We start from the raw sequence: 18,698 nt of genomic DNA on the forward strand, positions 1-18,698 counted from the left end.
GGCAGTAGCCGGCCGTTGCTTTTATCCGTTCCGCATGTCCGACGATTTTCTGCACGCCCTCACCCACGCCCACCAACAGGCCGCCGTACCGCTACCAGGGCCTGCCTTCTGCCACTGGGCCGAGCAAGTGCTGCAACTCCTGTTTCCGGAGCGCGCCGACCGCCCTTTATCTACTACCGATGCCGTGGCGGCTACCATCAGCCAGCTCCGCGCCGATCTGGCGGTCCTGCTCAGCGTAGTGACCCTCACAGAGCCGGCACCAGTCGTAGCTACCAATTTTATCGAGCAACTGCCGCAACTGCGTGAGTTGCTGCTGCTAGACGCCACCGCTATTGTGGCCGCCGACCCAGCTGCCGAAGGCTTATTGGAAGTCATTGCTACCTATCCGGGTTTCTACGCAATTGCTCTGCACCGGCTGGCCCATGCCCTGCACCGATTGGCAGTGCCCCGCGTGCCGCGCCTACTCAGCGAGTTTGCCCACACCCGCACAGGCGTCGACATCCATCCTGGCGCGCAGATTGGTCCTTCATTCTGCATAGACCATGGCACGGGCATCGTCATCGGCGAAACCACTGTGATTGGCGCGCACGTAAAGATATTTCAAGGGGTTACGTTGGGAGCGCTGAGTGTGGCTAAGCACTTGGCGCATACCAAGCGCCATCCCACCATCGAAGATAATGTGGTGATTTATGCCGGCGCTACTATTTTAGGTGGCAGTACGGTTATTGGGCGTCATAGCATCATCGGTGGTAATGTATGGCTCACAGAAAGCGTGCCTTCGCATTCACGCGTGTATCACCAAGCCCAAATTCAGGTAACTCGTACCGAAGACCCAACGGCTGATATCATGTTTTCTATTTAATCACTTGCTTACTGCTTGGCAAATGATTTGGGATGCTACGGTTCTTCTTACCGAAAAAGACGTTGAACAAGTACCCACTTCGTAAGCTGTCTTTCAGCAGGCCAAGCAACACTCAGTAACTCACTCAATCATTCCCATCCCATGAAAGCCAATTCCATCCTAGACACCATCGGCCGCACGCCGCTGGTGCGCGTCAACCGCCTGTTTGCCCACCGCCCCGATGTAGAGGTGTGGGTGAAAACCGAGCGCACCAATCCCGGCGGCAGCATCAAAGACCGTATCGCCCTCTCCATGATCGAGCAGGCCGAAAAAGACGGCATCCTTACCCAAGACAGCGTGATTATTGAGCCTACTTCCGGCAATACGGGGGTAGGGCTAGCTATGGTAGCCGCCGTGAAAGGCTACCAGATTACATTGGTTATGCCTGAGTCCATGTCCATCGAGCGGCGCCGGCTGATGTCGGCCTACGGCGCCCAACTGGAGCTCACGCCCCGCGAGAAAGGCATGAAGGGCGCCATTGAAAAAGCCAAGGAAATGGTGGCCGAAAACCCCAAGGCCTGGATGCCCATGCAGTTCGATAATCCCGCCAACATCCAGATCCACATCGATACCACTGCCCAAGAACTTCTGGAAGAGGCCCCCGAAGGCTTCGATTATTACATCACTGGAGTAGGCACCGGCGGCCACATCACTGGGGTAGCCGAAGTGATGAAGAAGAAATTTCCGAACATGCAGGTGTTTGCGGTAGAGCCCGAAGCCTCACCCGTTATCAGCGGTGGTGCCCCAGGCCCGCACCCTATTCAGGGTATCGGCGCTGGCTTTATCCCCGAAAACCTGCATACCAGCGTGCTGGACGGTGCTATCCAAGTCAACCAGCAGGAATCATTTGAAATGACACGCCGCTCGGCTCGCGAAGAAGGCGTGCTAGGTGGCATCTCCTCCGGCGCCTCATTGGCCGCCGTAGCCAAAAAACTCGACGAGATGCCGAAGGGTAGCCGCGTGCTCACCTTCTGCTACGATACTGGCGAGCGGTACCTATCCGTGGATGGCTTGTTTGTGTAGCGCCCTCGCCCTCTTATCTTCTCAACGATACGGCCCTGCTTTCTACGTGAAAGCAGGGCCGTGTCAGTTATTGACAAAAACAAAAAAGTCTGACTTTTTCAAGTCAGACTTTTGCAATGGGAGTGGAGAATATCGGAGTCGAACCGATGACCTCTTGCATGCCATGCAAGCGCTCTAGCCAGCTGAGCTAATCCCCCGTTTTTGTCAACCAAGCCGCCAATTGCGTTTTGGTGATGCAAAAGTAGGGTAGATTTCGGTATCTGCAAGGGAGGTATTGAAATATTTATCAAAAAAACAGGGCTGGCATTCGTGCCAGCCCTGTTTCAAAATGCTAACCTTCTGAATTAGTTGAAGATGTAGCGTAGGCCAACTTGTGCCTGCCAGCGCGAACCAATGCCACCGGTATCGTTACGGAAGGTTTTCGTTAGTACGGTGCCAGGTGTTACTACGCCCGTCGTAGCGTTGCGGGTAGGAGCAATCTGGTAGGGGAAAGTGAATACCGGCTGGCCTTGAGCGTTGTAGCTGTTAAAAGTCATCGGGTTATTCTTGTTGTAAGTCTGATACACGCCCCAGTCGCTGTTGATTAGGTTACCGATATTAAAGATATCGATGCTCAGCTGCAGCGTGTTACGGTTTTCACCGATGTTGGTGAACACGTCCTGGAGCAAACGAGCATCCAGGCGGTTCTGCCAGGGGCGAATAGCGCCGTTGCGCTTAGCGTAATCACCACGGTGCTTGCTCAGGTAGTCGTCCTGGCTGATGTAAGCATCTAGGTCGGCCCATTGCTGGGCAGCGGTGTAAGTGAAGGCTTGTGGCGTACCGGCAAAGTAGTTGATGTTTTGCAGGTTGATTTCGCTCTGTGTACGAGGAATGTACATCAAGTCGTTCGACGTCTGGTTGTCGCCGTTCATGTCACCCGAGTACACGTAGGAGAAGCGAGTTTGCGGTGCTGCTTCGTAGAACAGTGAGAGGGTAGTACCCAAGTGGCCCAAGTATTCTCGACGGAACGAAGCCGAACCGATTACGCGGTGCTGCTGCAGGTACTGCGAATACGACAACACGTTGGCGTTGGGGTCGCCCGATACTGAGCGGTCACGCCAGATCGATTGCGCAATTGAGCCACCATCGTTCACCGAGCGCGAATCGGAGTAGGTATAGGCTGCGCTAATGTAGAAGCCACTCGAGAAAGACTTTTGCAGCTGCGCCGTTACGGCGTAGGAATAACCCTTGCTGGTATTCTTCATCAGGATGGCGTCGCTAATATTGGGGTTAGCGGCGGTAGCACCGCCACGGCCACCATAAATCTGGTAGTTACGGGTCGAGGTTACAGCGCCAGTGGTAGGGTTAACCACGTTATTCCAGAAAATTGGCCGGTTGTCGGCGCCGTTGGCGCGGGCGAAAGGCTCGTTTTCTGAACCAGGTAGGTTTACGTTCTGATGGTACACGGCATTGATGTCCTTGGTGTAGAAGCCTTCCAGGGTAGCGATTATGCCGCCAGGCAGCACCTGATCAATAGCCAGATTGGTACGCCAGATTTGCGGGAATTTGAAGTCGCGGTCCGTTACAGCCAAGTTGTAGCTGGTATTGGCAGCGGCGTTCTGCGGACGATACGTGTCTACATCAGCGTTAAAGGGGTAGCCGGCAGCAACGGCACCCCCACTGCTGAATGAGCCGAACAACAGACCGTTGTTGCTAGCCTGGTTGGAAATCCATACGAACGGCACGCGGCCAGTGAATATACCCGTACCACCGCGTACCTGCGTTTTTTTGTCGTCGTTCACATCCCAGTTGAAACCAACGCGAGGTGAGAACAGCACCGTTTTCTTGGGCAGTTCACCAGTATTGATTTTCTCTCCATCTCGGAACGTTAGGGCGGCTACGTTGTTGTTCTGCGCCACGTCGGAGGTAACAAAGGGGAGGTCAGCACGAATGCCATAGGTGAGCTTCAGGTTGTTGCGTACCGTCCACTCGTCTTGCGCATACAGGCCAAACTGCGCGGCCTTAATGTCGGCGTAGGGAAAACTGCCGTCACCAACAGCCGAATACTGTAGGTTGTAGCGAGCCGGACCAGGGCGTGTGCCGGTGAGGGGCGTCAGCGTCTGAGCGGCGCGGTCGTAAGTGAAACCAGCCGAAGCGTAGAAATCTTCCAGCGAATTGAACGAGTAGTTGCCGTAGTAGTTGGGCGCGAAGCCGTTTCGGAACTTGTAGAATTCGTTGTAAGTACCTAGTGTTACGTTGTGCTTGCCGAGGTAAGCTGTAAAGTTGTCACCTACCTGATATACGTCGGTATTCAGTATGTTGAACGCCGAGAAGGGTTCGAAACCAAACGAAGTGTAAGTGTTCGACGCCGTGATGCTGGCGTTGGCCGCGCTACGGCTCGTGCCGTTGCCGATGTCAACCAGCGGGAAAATACCACCGGCGGGGCTTTCGCGGTAGTCACGGAAAGCCGAGTAGCCCGCCGTCAGGTTATTCGAGAACTTGCCGCCGCCCAGCGTACTGTTAAGTTCGGCGATGAACGAGTTCAGGTTGTTGTTGATGGTATAATACGACGAGAAGAACGGCAAACCAAACTGCGATTGCGCTCGGTTGCCACCAATGGCGCCCGAGGTGCTGCCGTTGATGTCCGCATACGACTTCAGGTAATTATACTTGATGTTGAAACGGTGGTTTTGATTGATGTTCCAGTCAATCTTAATCGTAGCCTTGTCGCTGTTCGAACGCAAATTGTAGCCTTCATATGGGCCGGGGTTGTAGCCATACTGCTGCTGCAGGAAGTTACTCAGGAAATCCAGGTCGCTAGCATTAGCAGCCGACGTTTGGGAATTGCCGCCGGGGGCGGGCACACCAGCACGATTAGCAATAAAGTTTCCGTTTGGGGGGTCGTTACGCCGCTCCTGCTCTCCGTTGATAAAGAAGAATAGCTTGTCTTTGATGATGGGACCACCTACACGGAAACCGTAGTTTTTTAGATTGAATTTGGGATACTCATTCTTCACGTCGCCTACCTTGTCGCCCACCAGATCCTGATTGCGGTAGAAGCCATACACCGAGCCCGTGAATTTGTTGGTGCCCGAGCGGGTCACTACGTTAATACCAGCACCCGTGAACGAACCCTGACGTACATCGTAAGGAGCAATAGCTACCTGAATCTGGTCGATAGCATCCAACGAGATAGGCTGGGCGCTGGCCTGACCACCTACCGTTGAGTTGAGACCAAAAGCATTATTGAAAACAGCACCGTCGATGGTGATGTTGTTGAAGCCGCTGTTGCGGCCACCAAAGCTCTGGCCATTGGCCTGTGGCGTGAGACGGGTGAAGTCGTTAAGGGAGCGGTTCAAGGTAGGCAGGCGCTCAATCTGCTCGCGTTGTACCGTGGTGGCGGCACCCGTGCGGTTGGAGTTGATAACAGGATCCTGACGGCCCGATACCACTACTTCGCCTAGCTGCTGCGTGGCCTCGCTTAGGTTCACATCCAGACGCAGATTCTGACCCAACGTCAGGTATACGCCCTCGCGTAGGAAGTCCTGGTAACCCACAAAAGTTACACGCACTGTATAGGGACCACCCACGCGCATGTTCTGGATGTTGAAGCGCCCATCGGAGTTGGTGGGTGCCACGTACTGCGTGTTGGTAGGCGTGTGCACCGCAATGATGGTAGCCCCAGGAAGGCCAGCGCCCGTCTGATCGGTAATGGTACCATTCATGGCGGACGTAGTAACGCCCTGCGTCCAACCGACGTGAGCAAGTAGCAATAGCAACGCTACTACTAAGTAACGTGTAAAATTGTGTTTCATACAGAGGGTTAAATGAAAAACGGCACAAATGTAAGTGCCAGCTTCTCAGTTGATATGTTAAGAAATTGTTATGCTATGGTTGGTGTGCTGCTGTCTAGTTATGCACTCAACCAAAGCATTATTCTTTCACAGAATAAGCATTGACAACGTTGTATATACCTTTAATAAGTGCACAAAAAAAAGGCGGAGAATTCTCCGCCTTTTTTTTGTGCACTTATTAAAGGTTTCTTTAATCGAAGGTGTAGCGTATGCCCAACTGGCCCTGCCAACGCGAGGTTACCTGGTTTACTTGGTAGGCCCGATCAATATTGTTGAAAGAATAGATAGGCGAACCGGTAGGAGCAATGGCCCGGTCGGCTGCGCTAGTGCCGGATATACGGTAGCCCAACAGGCTATATGACTGATTGGAAACGAAGTACTGCCGTCCCCAATCCTTGTTCAGCAAGTTACCGATGTTAGATACGTCGAACGTAACTTCCAACGTGTGGCGCGTGCCGTTACCCGAACTGAAGTAGAAATCCTGAATCAGGCGAGCATCTACCTGGTGCGACCAGGGCGTGCGAGCACCGTTACGCTTCGTGAACTCATTGCTGAGCGTCTTCAGGTAGCTGTCGCGGTTCACATAATCAATAAACTGCTGCCTCACTTGGTCACCGGTGGTCGAACCGTTCGGCGCGAAGGCCAGCGTGTTCAAATCGCTGGGTATGTATAGCAGGTCGTTGCCAGCTTCACCGTCCCCGTTCACATCGTTGTTATACAAATACGTGTAGGGCGTGCCCGACTGACCCGTATAGAACAGCGACAGGCCCGTAGCGAAGTGGTTGGCATACTCCTGGCGATAGTTGAGCGACGCGATAATGCGGTGGCGCAAATCGTAGTTAGAGTAGGCCAGCGGCGGATTGTTGGGGTTGCCAGGCGTCTGGTTGAAGCGCCAGTTGGAATACGCCTGGCTCGACGACCCGCTGTTGATGTCCTTGGACTTACCGTAGGTATACGCTGCCGAAGCTGACAGATTGGAGTTGAATGCCTTCTGAAGCTGAGCACTCAGTTGGTAAGTGTAGCCTTTGTCGGTGTTGTCCAGCAGGATAACGTTAGTGTACGTTGGGTTGATCTTGCGAGCGTTCTGATTGCTGTTGTAGAAAGGCCGGCCATTACCCTCGGCAGTCGTTGTAGTAGACTGCTTCAAGTTGATATCCTGGTACAAAATATCATTGATAACCTGCGAGTAGATGGCTTCTACGGTAGCCGTAACACCACCGGGTAACTTACGGTCGATAGCCAAATTAGAGCGGAACTGTTGCGGGAACTTGAAGTTCTTCGCCGTTACATCAATTTCCGACGAACCGGGATTCAGGCCAAGGTCGGCCGCAGCAGGTTGATTATTTGGGTCGCCCGTAAAGTTAATAACGGGAGTAGTGATAGTGCCACTACCGGCAAAGGACGAAATACGCGACACGTTCACGCCCGTATTGCCATACTGGTTGGAAATCCACACATAGGGCGGACGACCAGTGAAGATACCCGTACCACCGCGTACTTGCGTAGTTAGGTCATTAAACACATCCCAGTTGAAGCCAACGCGGGGCGAGAACAGCAGCTGCTTCGTGGGAACTTTCGTTGTCGAAACGTCGAACAGCGGATTAAACTCGTTGTTGAACGCCGTGTTATTCAGCGGGGTAGTCGGTAGAATAGGTAAGTCGAGGCGCACACCACCCGTTACTTTCAGGTTCTCCAGAATGGTATATTCATCCTGCAGATACACGCCCAACTGCGAAACTTTGAATTGAGCCGCTGGGTCAACGCCCTGCGCAGGTGCGTAGGAAAGCGAGTAGGAATAGGGCTGCGCATGGGCCGTGCTAGCCGGCGTAAAGTTCGGGTCGCTGTTTAGGAAGTCATTGATAGAGCGATAGGAGTAATTGCCATAAATATCGCGCACAAACAGGTTTTGGAACTTAAAGAACTCGTTGTGCGTGCCCAAGGTGAGAACGTGCTTACCCGCGTAGAAGGTGAAATTGTCGGTCAACTCTACGATGTCCTGGTTCAAGCTGTTAGCGTTGGAGAACGTCTCACCGCCGAATACTAAGTTGCCGTTGTTGCTGTTCGGAATAGTCTGAATCGTTATCTGTGGGAAAGCCCCACCATAGGGTGCACGCTTATCGCGAATGCGCTGGTAGCCCACAATCAGGTTGTTGGCAAACCGCGAGCTGATTTTACTACGAAATTCCAGCACCGTTGAGTTGGTGGTAGTATTGAAGCGGTAACCATTGCTCCCTAACGAGTAGCTGTTAACTGAGCGGCTCAAGTTATCCTGGAAGCCATCTACATAATTATGACGTAGGGTCAGCTGGTTGTTCTGATCGATGTTCCAGTCCAAGCGAGCAAATACTTTGTCGTTGTTTGTCTTGTACGTATAGGGGTCGTAACCACCAATATCGTAGTTGTAGCGCTCCAATACAGCAGTGCGCAAACGGTCAGCATCGGCGGCGGTAGCGCCGGCTACGCCCGAGGCGTTAGCGGCATCACCGGGCTGGCGCAGGCGCGTAAGGCTAGGCTGCTGCCGACGCTCCAATTCCCCATTCAGGAAGAAAAACAGTTTGTCCTTAATGATCGGACCACCTACGCGGAAGCCGGTCTGGTAAAACTTGAAGTTATCGGCGCGGTTGAGGTCATCCGTAGGACCTCGGCGCAGCAGACTCTGGTTACGACCAAAGGCGTACACAGAACCTTGTACTTTGTTGGTGCCGCTACGAGTTACGGCATTGATGCCGCCACCCGTGAAACCACCCTGGCGCACGTCGTAGGGAGCAATTACCACCTGCAATTCCTCAATGGCATCCAGCGAAATCGGCTGCGTACCTGCCTGACCACCCGGTGTGCCGCTACCAGCCAAACCAAACAGGTCATTGTTCACGGCTCCATCAATGGAGATGTTATTGTAGCGGTTATTGCGACCACCCAGCGAGTTGCCATTAGCCTGTGGCGAAAGACGCGTGAAATCCTGAATGCTGCGGTTAATGGTAGGCAGGCGCATAATCTGCTCCGTTTGCACCGTAGTAGCAGCTCCTGTCCGTCCTGAGTTGATAACCGGGTCGCGACGACCTGAAACAGTTACCTCACTTAGTTGCTGAGTTGATTCGTTCAGGTTCACATCTAGGCGCAGGTTCTGACCTAGTGTTAGAAAAATGCCATCGCGCGTCACATCCTGGTAGCCCACAAAAGTCACTCGAATGGTGTAGGGACCACCCACACGCATGTTCTGAATGTTGAAGCGCCCATCGGAATTAGTGGGCGCCACATACTGCGTATTCGTAGGTGTATGCACCGCAATAATGGTGGCACCAGGTAGGCCACTGCCTGTCTGATCGGTAATGGTACCGTTCATGGCTGCCACAGTTGTACCCTGCGTCCAGCCATGCTGTACTGACAAAACTGTCAATAGTAGCACAAGCAAGTTGCGTAAAAGTGTTTGTCTCATAAAGAGAATAAGAAAGTGAAAAAAGGCATGGTAGATACCAGAGAAACGCTGTAAAAGTAAGGCTTCTGTCTGGGGAGATAATGTTAAGAAATTGTTACGTTGTAAAGAGTGTTAACGAAAATGAATTTGCTTCTAAATTGATTATCAAATATTTATATTCTAGGCCGCACGGCTTTGATGAATCGGCTGAGGTAATAATCCGTCTCCAGACTGTTTTCAGTAACCCCCAATGAGCTGGACGCATGGATAAATTGCACTCCCTCATTACTGGCCTCTGTCACCATACCCACGTGCGTAATATTGCCACTCCCAGGATTAGCCCCGAAGAATATTAAATCGCCTACCTGCAGATTCTGTGGTTTCACGGGGTCGCCCCAGGCAGCTTGCTCGTTGGAGGAACGCGGAATGGCGACGTTGATGGCCGCGAAAGAATTGTAGAGCAGCCCCGAGCAGTCCATACCCAAACGGGAGGTGCCACCAAACTTATAAGGAGTGCCCTGGTAGGAGCGGGCCGTGGCAATGACAGTGGCCATTTCGCGCGGCACATTAGCTGGTAGAGAACTGCGTTTCACCACAATCTTGGTGCGGCCGGAGGGTAGGGCCTTTCGGGTCTTGGTGCGGGCCATCGGGCGACTTCGGCTGGTGCCGCGGCGCCGATCCTCGGCCTTCATGCGGGCCATATCGCGGGCCGAGTAATAGCGGCCGTTGCGGTAATTTACTTTGCGGGTGCCGTTGCAGGAGCTGAGCCACAACACTATCCCCATCAGGAAAATAGTGAAAAGCCGACGCGCCTGCTCCGAATACTGTACCTTCGCGATGGATGCCTGCATCGGCACAAAGATAGGTGAATCGGTCATTTGTTCTTTTTCTACCATGAATTTCCAGTCTCTCACTCCCGAGCTGATTGCTGCTTTCGAGCAAATAGTAGGCCCGGCATACATCCTAACCGCTCAGCACGCCGAAGCCGATGCGTACGCCGACTACGGCCGCGACCACACCGAGGACTTACACTACGCACCCGATGTGGTTCTCCGACCCGCTAACGCTGAGGAAATCAGCCAGATTGTGCATCTCTGCCATAAACACCACATTCCGGTGACGCCCCGCGGCGCTGGTACTGGCTTGAGCGGCGGGGCCCTGCCTGTGCACAATGGAGTATTGCTCAGTACCGATCGGCTCAATAAAATCGTTGAAATCGATGAGCGCAATTTGCAGGCTACTGTAGAGCCAGGGGTAGTAAATGAAGCATTTCAGCAGGCTGTGCAAGCCGTGGGACTGTTCTACCCTCCTGATCCGGCCAGCAAGGGTAGTTGCTTTTTAGGAGGCAATCTGGCCCATAGCAGTGGTGGTCCTAAAGCGGTGAAATATGGTACTACTCGCGACTACGTACTAAATCTACAAGTGGTATTACCCACTGGTGATATCATCTGGACAGCAGCCAATACGCTCAAAAACTCTACTGGCTACAACCTAACTCAGCTGATGGTAGGCTCGGAAGGTACGCTTGGCATCATCACAAAAGTGGTATTTCGGCTGTTGCCCTACCCCAAGCATAATATCCTGATGCTAGTACCCTTCCGGCAGGAGGCGCAGGCAGCGGAGGCGGTATCGGCGGTGTTCCGGGCAGGCATTATCCCATCGGGCATGGAGTTCATGGAGCGCGAAGCCATTGCGTGGTCTTCCGACTACCTAAAAATTCCGCTTGCCCTGCCGGATGATATTACGGCGCATTTGCTCATCGAACTCGACGGCCAGGACCTGGATGATCTGTATAAAGAGGCCGAGCAGGTATATACAGTACTGGAGAACTACGACGTAGGCGAAATCCTACTGGCCGATAACGCCACACAGAAAGACGAGTTGTGGAAAATTCGTCGCAACATTGGCAACTCGGTGCGCTACAACTCGGTGTACAAAGAAGAAGATACGGTAGTGCCCCGCGCGGAGCTGCCTACCCTGCTACGAGGCGTGAAGGAGATAGGGGCTCGCTACGGTTTTAAGAGTGTGTGCTACGGCCACGCTGGCGACGGTAACCTACATGTCAATATCATCCGCGGCGACTTAGACGACGAAAAATGGAATGTAGGCCTGCGCAAGCCTATTTCCGAAATCTTTGAGCTGTGTGTAAAATTAGGCGGCACAATCAGCGGCGAGCACGGCATCGGATTAGTGCAGCAAGGCTATATCGGTATCGCGTTGAAAGAAGCCAATCTCAACCTGATGCGCGGCATCAAGAAGGTATTTGATCCGCATGGCATTATGAATCCGGGTAAAATTTTCAAGTCCATAGAGTGAAAAATCGAATAGATTGAGATAACGAAGGGTTTGAATTTGATATAGATGCTTAAAAAAAATTTCGTTTTCTGTTAAAAAATACTGTATCAACATGCAGCGTAATCTAATCATGGGTCTGGCAATTGGCTATACATTTGAAAAAATTAAGCCATTTGTACTCTCGCTAATTAAATGCCAGTACAAAGGTAAGTTAGTTTTAATTGCTGATAATAATTTGTATATCCCTCCTGAAGTAAAGATGCAGCTTGATATTGATATACTGTTCGAGCCGGTATTCAGGAAGACGATATTCAAAAGATTGTTGGGTAAGCTTCTTATGCAAAAGCCTGCTCAAACTGCTGCCCATAATTACTTACAAGCTAATATTGGAGGTTTTAAATCTAAATTTATTAAACATTTCATCTATTTGTATGAACGACAAACAGCTCGATACGCTTATTATTACAATTATCTTATTAATAATGAAGTATATGATAAAATACTTATCACTGATGTCAGAGATGTGGTCTTTCAGCAAAACCCTTTCCTTGGGTTAGATTCTATATTGGCTGTATTTCGCGAGGCGCCAGGTGTTAAGTTAATTGATCAATCTCATAACCGAGCTTGGATAGAACAGGGCTTTGGCAAAAAGGTGCTTAATCAAATGGCTTCTGAACCTATTTTTTGCTCTGGAACAATTATGGGTACTTATGATGGAATACTTAATTTCTTAAGGGCTTTTATGAAAACGTGCATTGAGCACAAGATTCCTTTGAATATTTTAGGTATGGATCAAGGGATATTTAACTATATGATCTTTTGTAATGTTATTCCTTTTGCTGAAAAGTATGATAATGGAAATATTGTTTTAACAATTAACTCTGAATTAGAAGATAAGATAGAATTAGAAAATAAATTATTGACATATAATAAGTATACGCCAAATATTTTGCATCAATATGATCGTGTAGAAAGGTTTAATAAATCTTTTTATTCTGATGCTTATTTTAAGAGCGGGCAAATTTGTTTGTAAAGTTAAATATGTGTTTTGCTGAAATAAATTTATGTCAATTTATCTAAATAATGAAGTTATAAATTTAGATAATGGTAATTTGTTAGCATGAGGCATTAATAGCCAACAAATTACCATTATCTAAATTTATGGCTTTAGCTTTAAGTCATCTTCGCCACCATAAGGAGTGCCACTTTCTAGGTTACCTTGCAAGCCACCAGGGGCCGATTTTCCAGGCTGCGGATCATCAACTCTGGCAGTACCAGCAGGATTTACCTGAGTAGCAGTAGCAGGCTGGCCGTTTCCAGTGATAATATTAGCCGCCTCGCCTACCGGGCCGGCAATTTTTTCGACTAAGGCCACATACTGACGTTTGGCTTCTTCCTCGGGCATTCCTTTATACTTGCTCCACGAGTCCCACTGTGCCTGTGAGAGGCCGGCAGGACCATTGGGATTGTCGTGGTCGTCGGTGTCTACCTCGTCATGTTTAGTGTCGTGGTCGCCGTCGGTGGCTTGTTTGTAGAGACCGTAGAGGTCAGTCATGTGTTCAGCGCCTTTTTCGGCAGGTAGGGCGTCTACGCGCGTAATGGCGACTTCAAATTGCTTTTGTAGGCTCATTTGTTCTTGCAGATTCATAATAAAGGGAGGCTGAGGGTGAGCAGGTACCAAGGTGTACTAAACCAGCCGGGCTTTGGTTGCGGAGGTATCTGGCACTTTATTTACAGGGTAGTCCGCAGACTTCGTACTTTTACCCACTGCTATGTGTGGAATTACCGGAACATTCGCCTTTACTGATGCGGGTCGCACGACGCTGGCCGCCCTACCCGCCGCTACCGATGCCATTGAGAGCCGCGGCCCCGACTCGCGGGGGCAATACGTATACGACTGCGTAGGCTTAGGCTTCCGCCGTCTGGCCATTCTGGATTTGTCGGCCGATGGCAACCAGCCCATGACCGACGAGTCGGAGCGCTATACCATTGTCTTCAATGGGGAAATATTCAACTTCAAAGAGTTGCGGCAAAAGCTAGTAGCGAAAGGCTGCCGCTTTCATTCCCAGACCGATACTGAGGTTATTCTTCAACTCTATATCACTGAGGGCCGAAACTTTCTGAAGAAGCTCAACGGATTCTTCGGCTTGGCGATTTATGATAAAGAGGAAAACTCCTTATTCATTGCCCGCGACCGAATGGGGGAGAAGCCCATCTTGGTGTACCGCGACGAAGACAAATTACTATTTGGCTCCGAGATGAAGTCGCTGCTGGCGCTGGGCGTGCCACGTAAACTGGATTATACATCGCTGAGTCATTATTTGCAGCTGAACTACATTCCGGGTCCGGCCACTATTTTCAAAGGGGTCAAGAAATTATTACCCGGCCACTATCTTTATATCAAAGGCAAGAAGGTAGTGCGCAAGCGCTGGTACAAAGTGCCCTATGACTCCAAGAAGGTCCAAAAGAACAAACTCAGCTACGAGCAGCAACAGAAAAAGCTGGTTGATTTGCTCGATGATGCCACATCACGCCGCCTGGTAGCCGACGTGCCGCTGGGTGCTTTCCTGAGCGGGGGCATCGATTCATCTGTGGTAGTGGCACTGGCCTCGCGTCATACGCAGCACCTAAACACCTTCAGCATTGGTTACCGCGACGAGCCGTTTTTCGACGAAACCAAATACGCCAAGCTGGTAGCTGACCGATACAAGACCAACCATACGGTTTTCTCGCTTACCAACCAGGATTTATACGACCACATCTTCGATGTGCTGAACTATCTCGATGAGCCCTTCGCTGATTCCTCAGCATTGGCGGTGTATATTCTGAGCAAGCGCACCCGCGAGAAAGTAACTGTGGCCCTGTCCGGTGATGGGGCCGATGAGCTATTTTCGGGCTATAACAAGCACATGGGGGAGTTTCAGGTGCGGCAGGGCGGCTTCAAGGCCGAGGCCGTGACCAGCCTGAACCTGCTGTGGGATGTGTTGCCTAAATCACGCAACTCATTCTTTGGCAACCGGGTGCGGCAATTCCAGCGCTTTTCGCGCGGCATGCTCAGCGGCCCCAAAGATCGATACTGGGACTGGGCTACCTTTGCTTCGGCCACCGATGCACGTAGCCTGCTCAGCCCCGCTGCCCAGCAGAAAATCAACAAGAAGCTAGCCGATAAACGCCGTAAAGACATTCTGCAACACCTGCACGCCGACGGCGACCTGAATGAGGTACTACTCACCGATGTACAGCTGGTGCTACCCTACGATATGCTGGCCAAGGTAGACCTAATGAGCATGGCTTGCTCGTTGGAGGTGCGTCCGCCGTTTCTGGACCACAATGTGGTCAACTTTGCTTTCTCCCTACCGGTATCGAGCAAAATTGACGCGAATCTGAAAAAGAAGATTGTGCAGGATGCTTTCCGGCCTATGTTGCCCGAGGAGCTATACAAGCGTCCCAAGCACGGCTTCGAAGTGCCCTTACTTAAGTGGTTCCGTGGCGAGCTGCGTCCGCTGATTGAAGATGACCTGCTTTCCGATACATTCATCGAAGCCCAGGGGATTTTCGACGTAGAAGCTATTCGCGCCCTCAAAACCCAACTATTCTCCCGTAGCCCCGGCGACGTGCACGCCCGCATCTGGGCGCTTATCGTATTTCAGTGGTGGTGGAAAAAATGGATGCAAGCGTAACTACTTCCACTCTAGGTTTTCTCTTTGCTGCATGAGTTCTATTGCGCCGGTCAGTAAGCTTTCTATCGTGATTCCGGCTTATAATGAAGGCGCAACGATTGTTAAAATACTGGAGCAGATAGAAGCGGTGGAATTGCTTAGCAACCTAGCCAAAGAAGTAATTGTTGTTGACGATTGCTCTGAGGATAATACGGCACACGCCGTACAGCAGTACCAAGCCAACCACCCTAATTTGTCTTTGCAGTACCACAAACATGCAGTGAATCAAGGAAAAGGAGCGGCGCTGCATACCGGTATAAGAGCCGCTACCGGCGACTACATCGTAATTCAGGACGCGGATTTGGAATATGATCCTGCCGAATACAACCTACTGCTGCGACCTGTACTGCGTGGGGTAGCCGATGTGGTATATGGCTCACGCTTTATGGGGGTAGTCCTCATCGGGTACTGTTTTTGTGGCACAGTATCAGCAGTCATTGGCTAACCATGCTGACCAACTCGTTCGCCAACCTCAATCTGACGGATATGGAAACGTGTTATAAACTTTTTTGGCGCGATATCGTACAGGGCCTGACGCTAGCGGAAAAACGCTTCGGCTTTGAGCCGAAAGTAACGCTCAAAGTAGCCCGCGTACCCCGTATACGCATCTATGGAGTAGGAATCAGCTGCTATGGCCGCACCTATGCTGAAGGCAAAAAATAGGGTGGCGTGACGGGATGTGGGCAATTTATTGCATTATTAGGTATGGATTATTGAGATAATCCATGATTCCTACTTCTTTTTGTTTCACCTTTGCACTGAAGTTATACCAGACTTTTTCCCATCAATTATGAAAATTGCAGTAGTAGGTACGGGCTATGTGGGCCTTGTAACGGGTACATGCTTTGCCGAGGTAGGCATTGAGGTAACCTGCATCGACATCGACCAAAAGAAAATAGATAACCTACACAAGGGGATACTACCCATCTACGAGCCGGGCTTGGAGGAAATGGTAAGCCGCAACGTGTCGGCTGGCCGCCTGAATTTCTCTACTAATCTGGCAGAGGCTATTAAAGAGTGTGATGTGGCATTCATTGCCGTAGGCACTCCTCCCGGTGAAGACGGTTCCGCCGACTTGAAATACGTGCTGGCCGTAGCCCGTGGTATTGGCGAGAACATGAACGATTACTGCGTAGTAGTAACCAAGAGTACGGTACCAGTAGGCACGGCTGCTAAAGTGCACAAGGAGTTGAAAGATGCGTTGGCCAAGCGCGGTGCCAACATCGAGTTTGACGTAGCTTCCAATCCCGAGTTCCTGAAAGAAGGTGCTGCCATCGACGACTTCCTGAAACCTGACCGCATTGTGGTCGGTATTTCATCGGAGCGGGCCGAAGAGGTGATGAGCCGCCTCTATAAGCCGTTCCTGCTCAACGGCCACCCCATCATCTTCATGGATATTCCGTCGGCCGAAATGACGAAATATGCAGCCAATTCCATGTTGGCTACCAAGATTTCGTTCATGAACGACATTGCCAACCTGTGCGAAATCATGGGTGCTGACGTGAACATGGTGCGCAAAGGCATCGGTTCCGACGTCCGTATTGGCCACCGCTTTATCTACCCTGGCATCGGCTACGGTGGCTCTTGCTTCCCCAAAGACGTGAAAGCCCTCATCAAGACTGCTTCCGAAAACGGTTATGAGATGCAGGTATTAAAGGCTGTGGAAAGCGTGAATGACGCCCAGAAGGAAGTACTGTTTGATAAAGTAAGCAAGCACTTCGGCGGTGAGATAAGCGGTAAGAAATTCGCCGTGTGGGGCCTGTCCTTCAAGCCCAAAACCGACGACATGCGAGAAGCACCTTCCTTGGTTATTATCGAGAAGTTGCTAGCTGAAGGCGGCACTGTATCGGCCTACGACCCGGTAGCGATGGAAGAAGCCAAACACTCGCTAGGCGACCGTATCACCTACGCTAAAGACCCCTTCGAAGCCCTAGTAGACGCCGATGCGCTACTCGTTGTAACAGAGTGGCCCGAGTTCCGTTCACCTAGCTTCGAAGTAGTGGGTAAGTTGTTGAAAGACAAGGTTATATTTGATGGTCGCAATATCTACGACCCAGCCGAGTTGCGCGAAATAGGTTTCTCTTACCATTGCATTGGTATCAAAACTGCCCATAAAGAGCCAGCTTAAGGAGCTATTAGCTTTCCTTAAATTCCACTGACTTCTCTTTTCAAAGAAAGCTAACAGCCAATAGCTTTAGCCGACAGCTTAAAACTATATGTCCGACAAAAAACGCGTACTTATTACGGGTGGAGCCGGTTTCCTGGGCTCTCACCTTTGCGACCGGTTCCTAGCGGAGGGCTATCACGTCATTGCCATGGATAATTTGGTGACGGGTGACCTCCAGAATATTGAGCATCTGTTTGGGAAAGAGGACTTCGAATTTCATCACCATGATGTGTCGAAGTTTGTATTCGTGCCCGGTAAGTTGGATTACATCCTGCACTTCGCCTCGCCCGCCTCGCCTATCGATTATCTGAAAATCCCAATTCAGACGCTGAAGGTAGGCTCGCTGGGTACGCACAACCTCTTGGGCTTAGCCCGCGTGAAAGGCGCCCGCATGTTGATTGCCAGCACCTCGGAAGTGTACGGCGACCCTGAGATTCACCCGCAGGTAGAGGAATATTTCGGCAACGTAAATCCCGTGGGGCCGCGCGGCTGCTACGATGAGGCTAAGCGTTTTCAGGAAGCCATTACGATGGCCTACCACAACCACCACGGTCTGGAAACGCGCATTGTACGAATCTTCAATACATACGGTCCCCGTATGCGTCTCAACGATGGTCGCGTATTACCGGCATTCCTGTCACAGGCCCTGCGCGGCGAGAGCCTGACGGTGTTCGGCGACGGTTCACAAACTCGTTCGTTCTGCTACGTTGATGACCTGATTGAGGGCATCTACCGCCTGTTACTGTCAGATTACCCGATGCCGGTGAACGTAGGAAATCCCGATGAAATCACAATCAAGGAGTTCGGGGAAGAAATTGCGCGTCTGATGAATGTGGAGTTCAAGCCCAGCTACCAAGAGCTGCCCCAGAACGACCCGATGAAGCGCAAGCCCGATATCTCCAAAGCCAAGGAAATTCTAGGCTGGGAGCCAAAGGTGGACCGCGCTGAAGGCTTGAAGCGTACGCTGGAGTATTTCAAAGAGCACGTGAGCGAAGTAATGGCCGGCAAGGTCGACAACACGCCGCGCAGCTTCTAGGATGCCTCATCGATACTAATTCACTTGGTAAGGCAGCTTTAACAAAAGCAGCAATGCTTTGAATCAGAAATAGATGGTGCCTGTTTAAGAGCAGAAGCACCTTTACCGCTTCTTAGAAGCGGTAAAGGTGCTTCTGTTATATAGAGCGTAATAGGTTGTCCATAAGAACAAATTTCTGAACTGTCGTACGCGAGGAAGGGGCTAATAATACATACCTGTTTGCTGCTGTACCAAGCCTGCAAACAGCAGAATTCGGTTTCTCTCTACTTGAACCGGATGCGTTGGACACTGCGCACAGCCTACTTTACA

11 protein-coding genes, 1 tRNA gene and 1 pseudogene are annotated in these 18,698 nt (G+C 51.1%); 8 read left to right on the forward strand and 5 right to left on the reverse strand.

What is annotated here, in order from left to right; all coding sequences use genetic code 11:
* Positions 1 to 34: 34 nt before the first annotated feature.
* The gene (locus tag F1C16_RS01865; protein WP_185282695.1) at positions 35 to 862 is read left to right on the forward strand and encodes a serine O-acetyltransferase; all 828 of its coding nucleotides are present in this window, start codon (positions 35 to 37) and stop codon (positions 860 to 862) included.
* Between the two features lie 141 nt (positions 863 to 1,003).
* A complete protein-coding gene (cysK, locus tag F1C16_RS01870; protein ID WP_185282696.1) occupies positions 1,004 to 1,924 on the forward strand; it encodes a cysteine synthase A in 921 nt (306 codons plus the stop codon).
* Between the two features lie 123 nt (positions 1,925 to 2,047).
* On the opposite strand, the gene F1C16_RS01875 is transcribed toward cysK, so the two are convergent.
* The 4 genes from F1C16_RS01875 to F1C16_RS01890 form a co-directional block, all read right to left on the reverse strand.
* Positions 2,048 to 2,121 (reverse strand) — tRNA-Ala (locus F1C16_RS01875).
* Between the two features lie 147 nt (positions 2,122 to 2,268).
* On the reverse strand, positions 2,269 to 5,718 hold the full coding sequence (locus tag F1C16_RS01880) for a TonB-dependent receptor (protein WP_185282697.1): 3,450 nt from the start codon (positions 5,716 to 5,718) through the stop codon (positions 2,269 to 2,271).
* A 229-nt stretch (positions 5,719 to 5,947) separates the two neighbouring features.
* A complete protein-coding gene (locus F1C16_RS01885) occupies positions 5,948 to 9,145 on the reverse strand; it encodes a TonB-dependent receptor (protein WP_258048992.1) in 3,198 nt (1,065 codons plus the stop codon).
* A gap of 200 nt (positions 9,146 to 9,345) precedes the next feature.
* Positions 9,346 to 10,023 carry a C40 family peptidase gene (locus tag F1C16_RS01890; RefSeq protein ID WP_258048993.1) on the reverse strand — a complete coding sequence of 226 codons (678 nt, stop codon included), beginning with the start codon at positions 10,021 to 10,023 and terminating at the stop codon, positions 9,346 to 9,348.
* Between the two features lie 43 nt (positions 10,024 to 10,066).
* Here F1C16_RS01890 and F1C16_RS01895 point away from each other — a divergent pair, with 43 nt between their 5' ends.
* Together F1C16_RS01895 and F1C16_RS01900 are read left to right on the forward strand one after the other, a co-directional pair.
* The gene (locus tag F1C16_RS01895) at positions 10,067 to 11,488 is read left to right on the forward strand and encodes an FAD-binding oxidoreductase (protein ID WP_185282699.1); all 1,422 of its coding nucleotides are present in this window, start codon (positions 10,067 to 10,069) and stop codon (positions 11,486 to 11,488) included.
* Positions 11,489 to 11,579: 91 nt separating this feature from the next.
* Complete coding sequence (locus tag F1C16_RS01900; RefSeq protein ID WP_185282700.1) at positions 11,580 to 12,500, forward strand: hypothetical protein; 921 nt, start codon at positions 11,580 to 11,582, stop codon at positions 12,498 to 12,500.
* A 126-nt stretch (positions 12,501 to 12,626) separates the two neighbouring features.
* On the opposite strand, the gene F1C16_RS01905 is transcribed toward F1C16_RS01900, so the two are convergent.
* Positions 12,627 to 13,115 (reverse strand): acyl-CoA-binding protein, encoded by a 489-nt coding sequence (locus tag F1C16_RS01905; RefSeq protein ID WP_185282701.1) that lies wholly within the window; start codon positions 13,113 to 13,115, stop codon positions 12,627 to 12,629.
* A gap of 124 nt (positions 13,116 to 13,239) precedes the next feature.
* Between F1C16_RS01905 and asnB the strand changes: the two genes are divergently transcribed.
* The 4 genes and pseudogenes from asnB to F1C16_RS01925 all read left to right on the forward strand — a co-directional run bounded on the left by asnB (position 13,240) and on the right by F1C16_RS01925 (position 18,389).
* A complete protein-coding gene (gene asnB / locus F1C16_RS01910) occupies positions 13,240 to 15,147 on the forward strand; it encodes an asparagine synthase (glutamine-hydrolyzing) (RefSeq protein ID WP_185282702.1) in 1,908 nt (635 codons plus the stop codon).
* A gap of 31 nt (positions 15,148 to 15,178) precedes the next feature.
* A pseudogene (locus F1C16_RS01915) lies at positions 15,179 to 15,908 on the forward strand (glycosyltransferase family 2 protein).
* A gap of 68 nt (positions 15,909 to 15,976) precedes the next feature.
* Positions 15,977 to 17,314 (forward strand): UDP-glucose/GDP-mannose dehydrogenase family protein, encoded by a 1,338-nt coding sequence (locus F1C16_RS01920; RefSeq protein WP_185282703.1) that lies wholly within the window; start codon positions 15,977 to 15,979, stop codon positions 17,312 to 17,314.
* An 88-nt stretch (positions 17,315 to 17,402) separates the two neighbouring features.
* Positions 17,403 to 18,389 carry a UDP-glucuronic acid decarboxylase family protein gene (locus tag F1C16_RS01925; RefSeq protein WP_185282704.1) on the forward strand — a complete coding sequence of 329 codons (987 nt, stop codon included), beginning with the start codon at positions 17,403 to 17,405 and terminating at the stop codon, positions 18,387 to 18,389.
* Positions 18,390 to 18,698 lie beyond the last annotated feature (309 nt).

This window comes from Hymenobacter sp. NBH84 (assembly GCF_014217645.1).
Taxonomy (GTDB): Bacteria; Bacteroidota; Bacteroidia; order Cytophagales; family Hymenobacteraceae; genus Hymenobacter; species Hymenobacter profundi.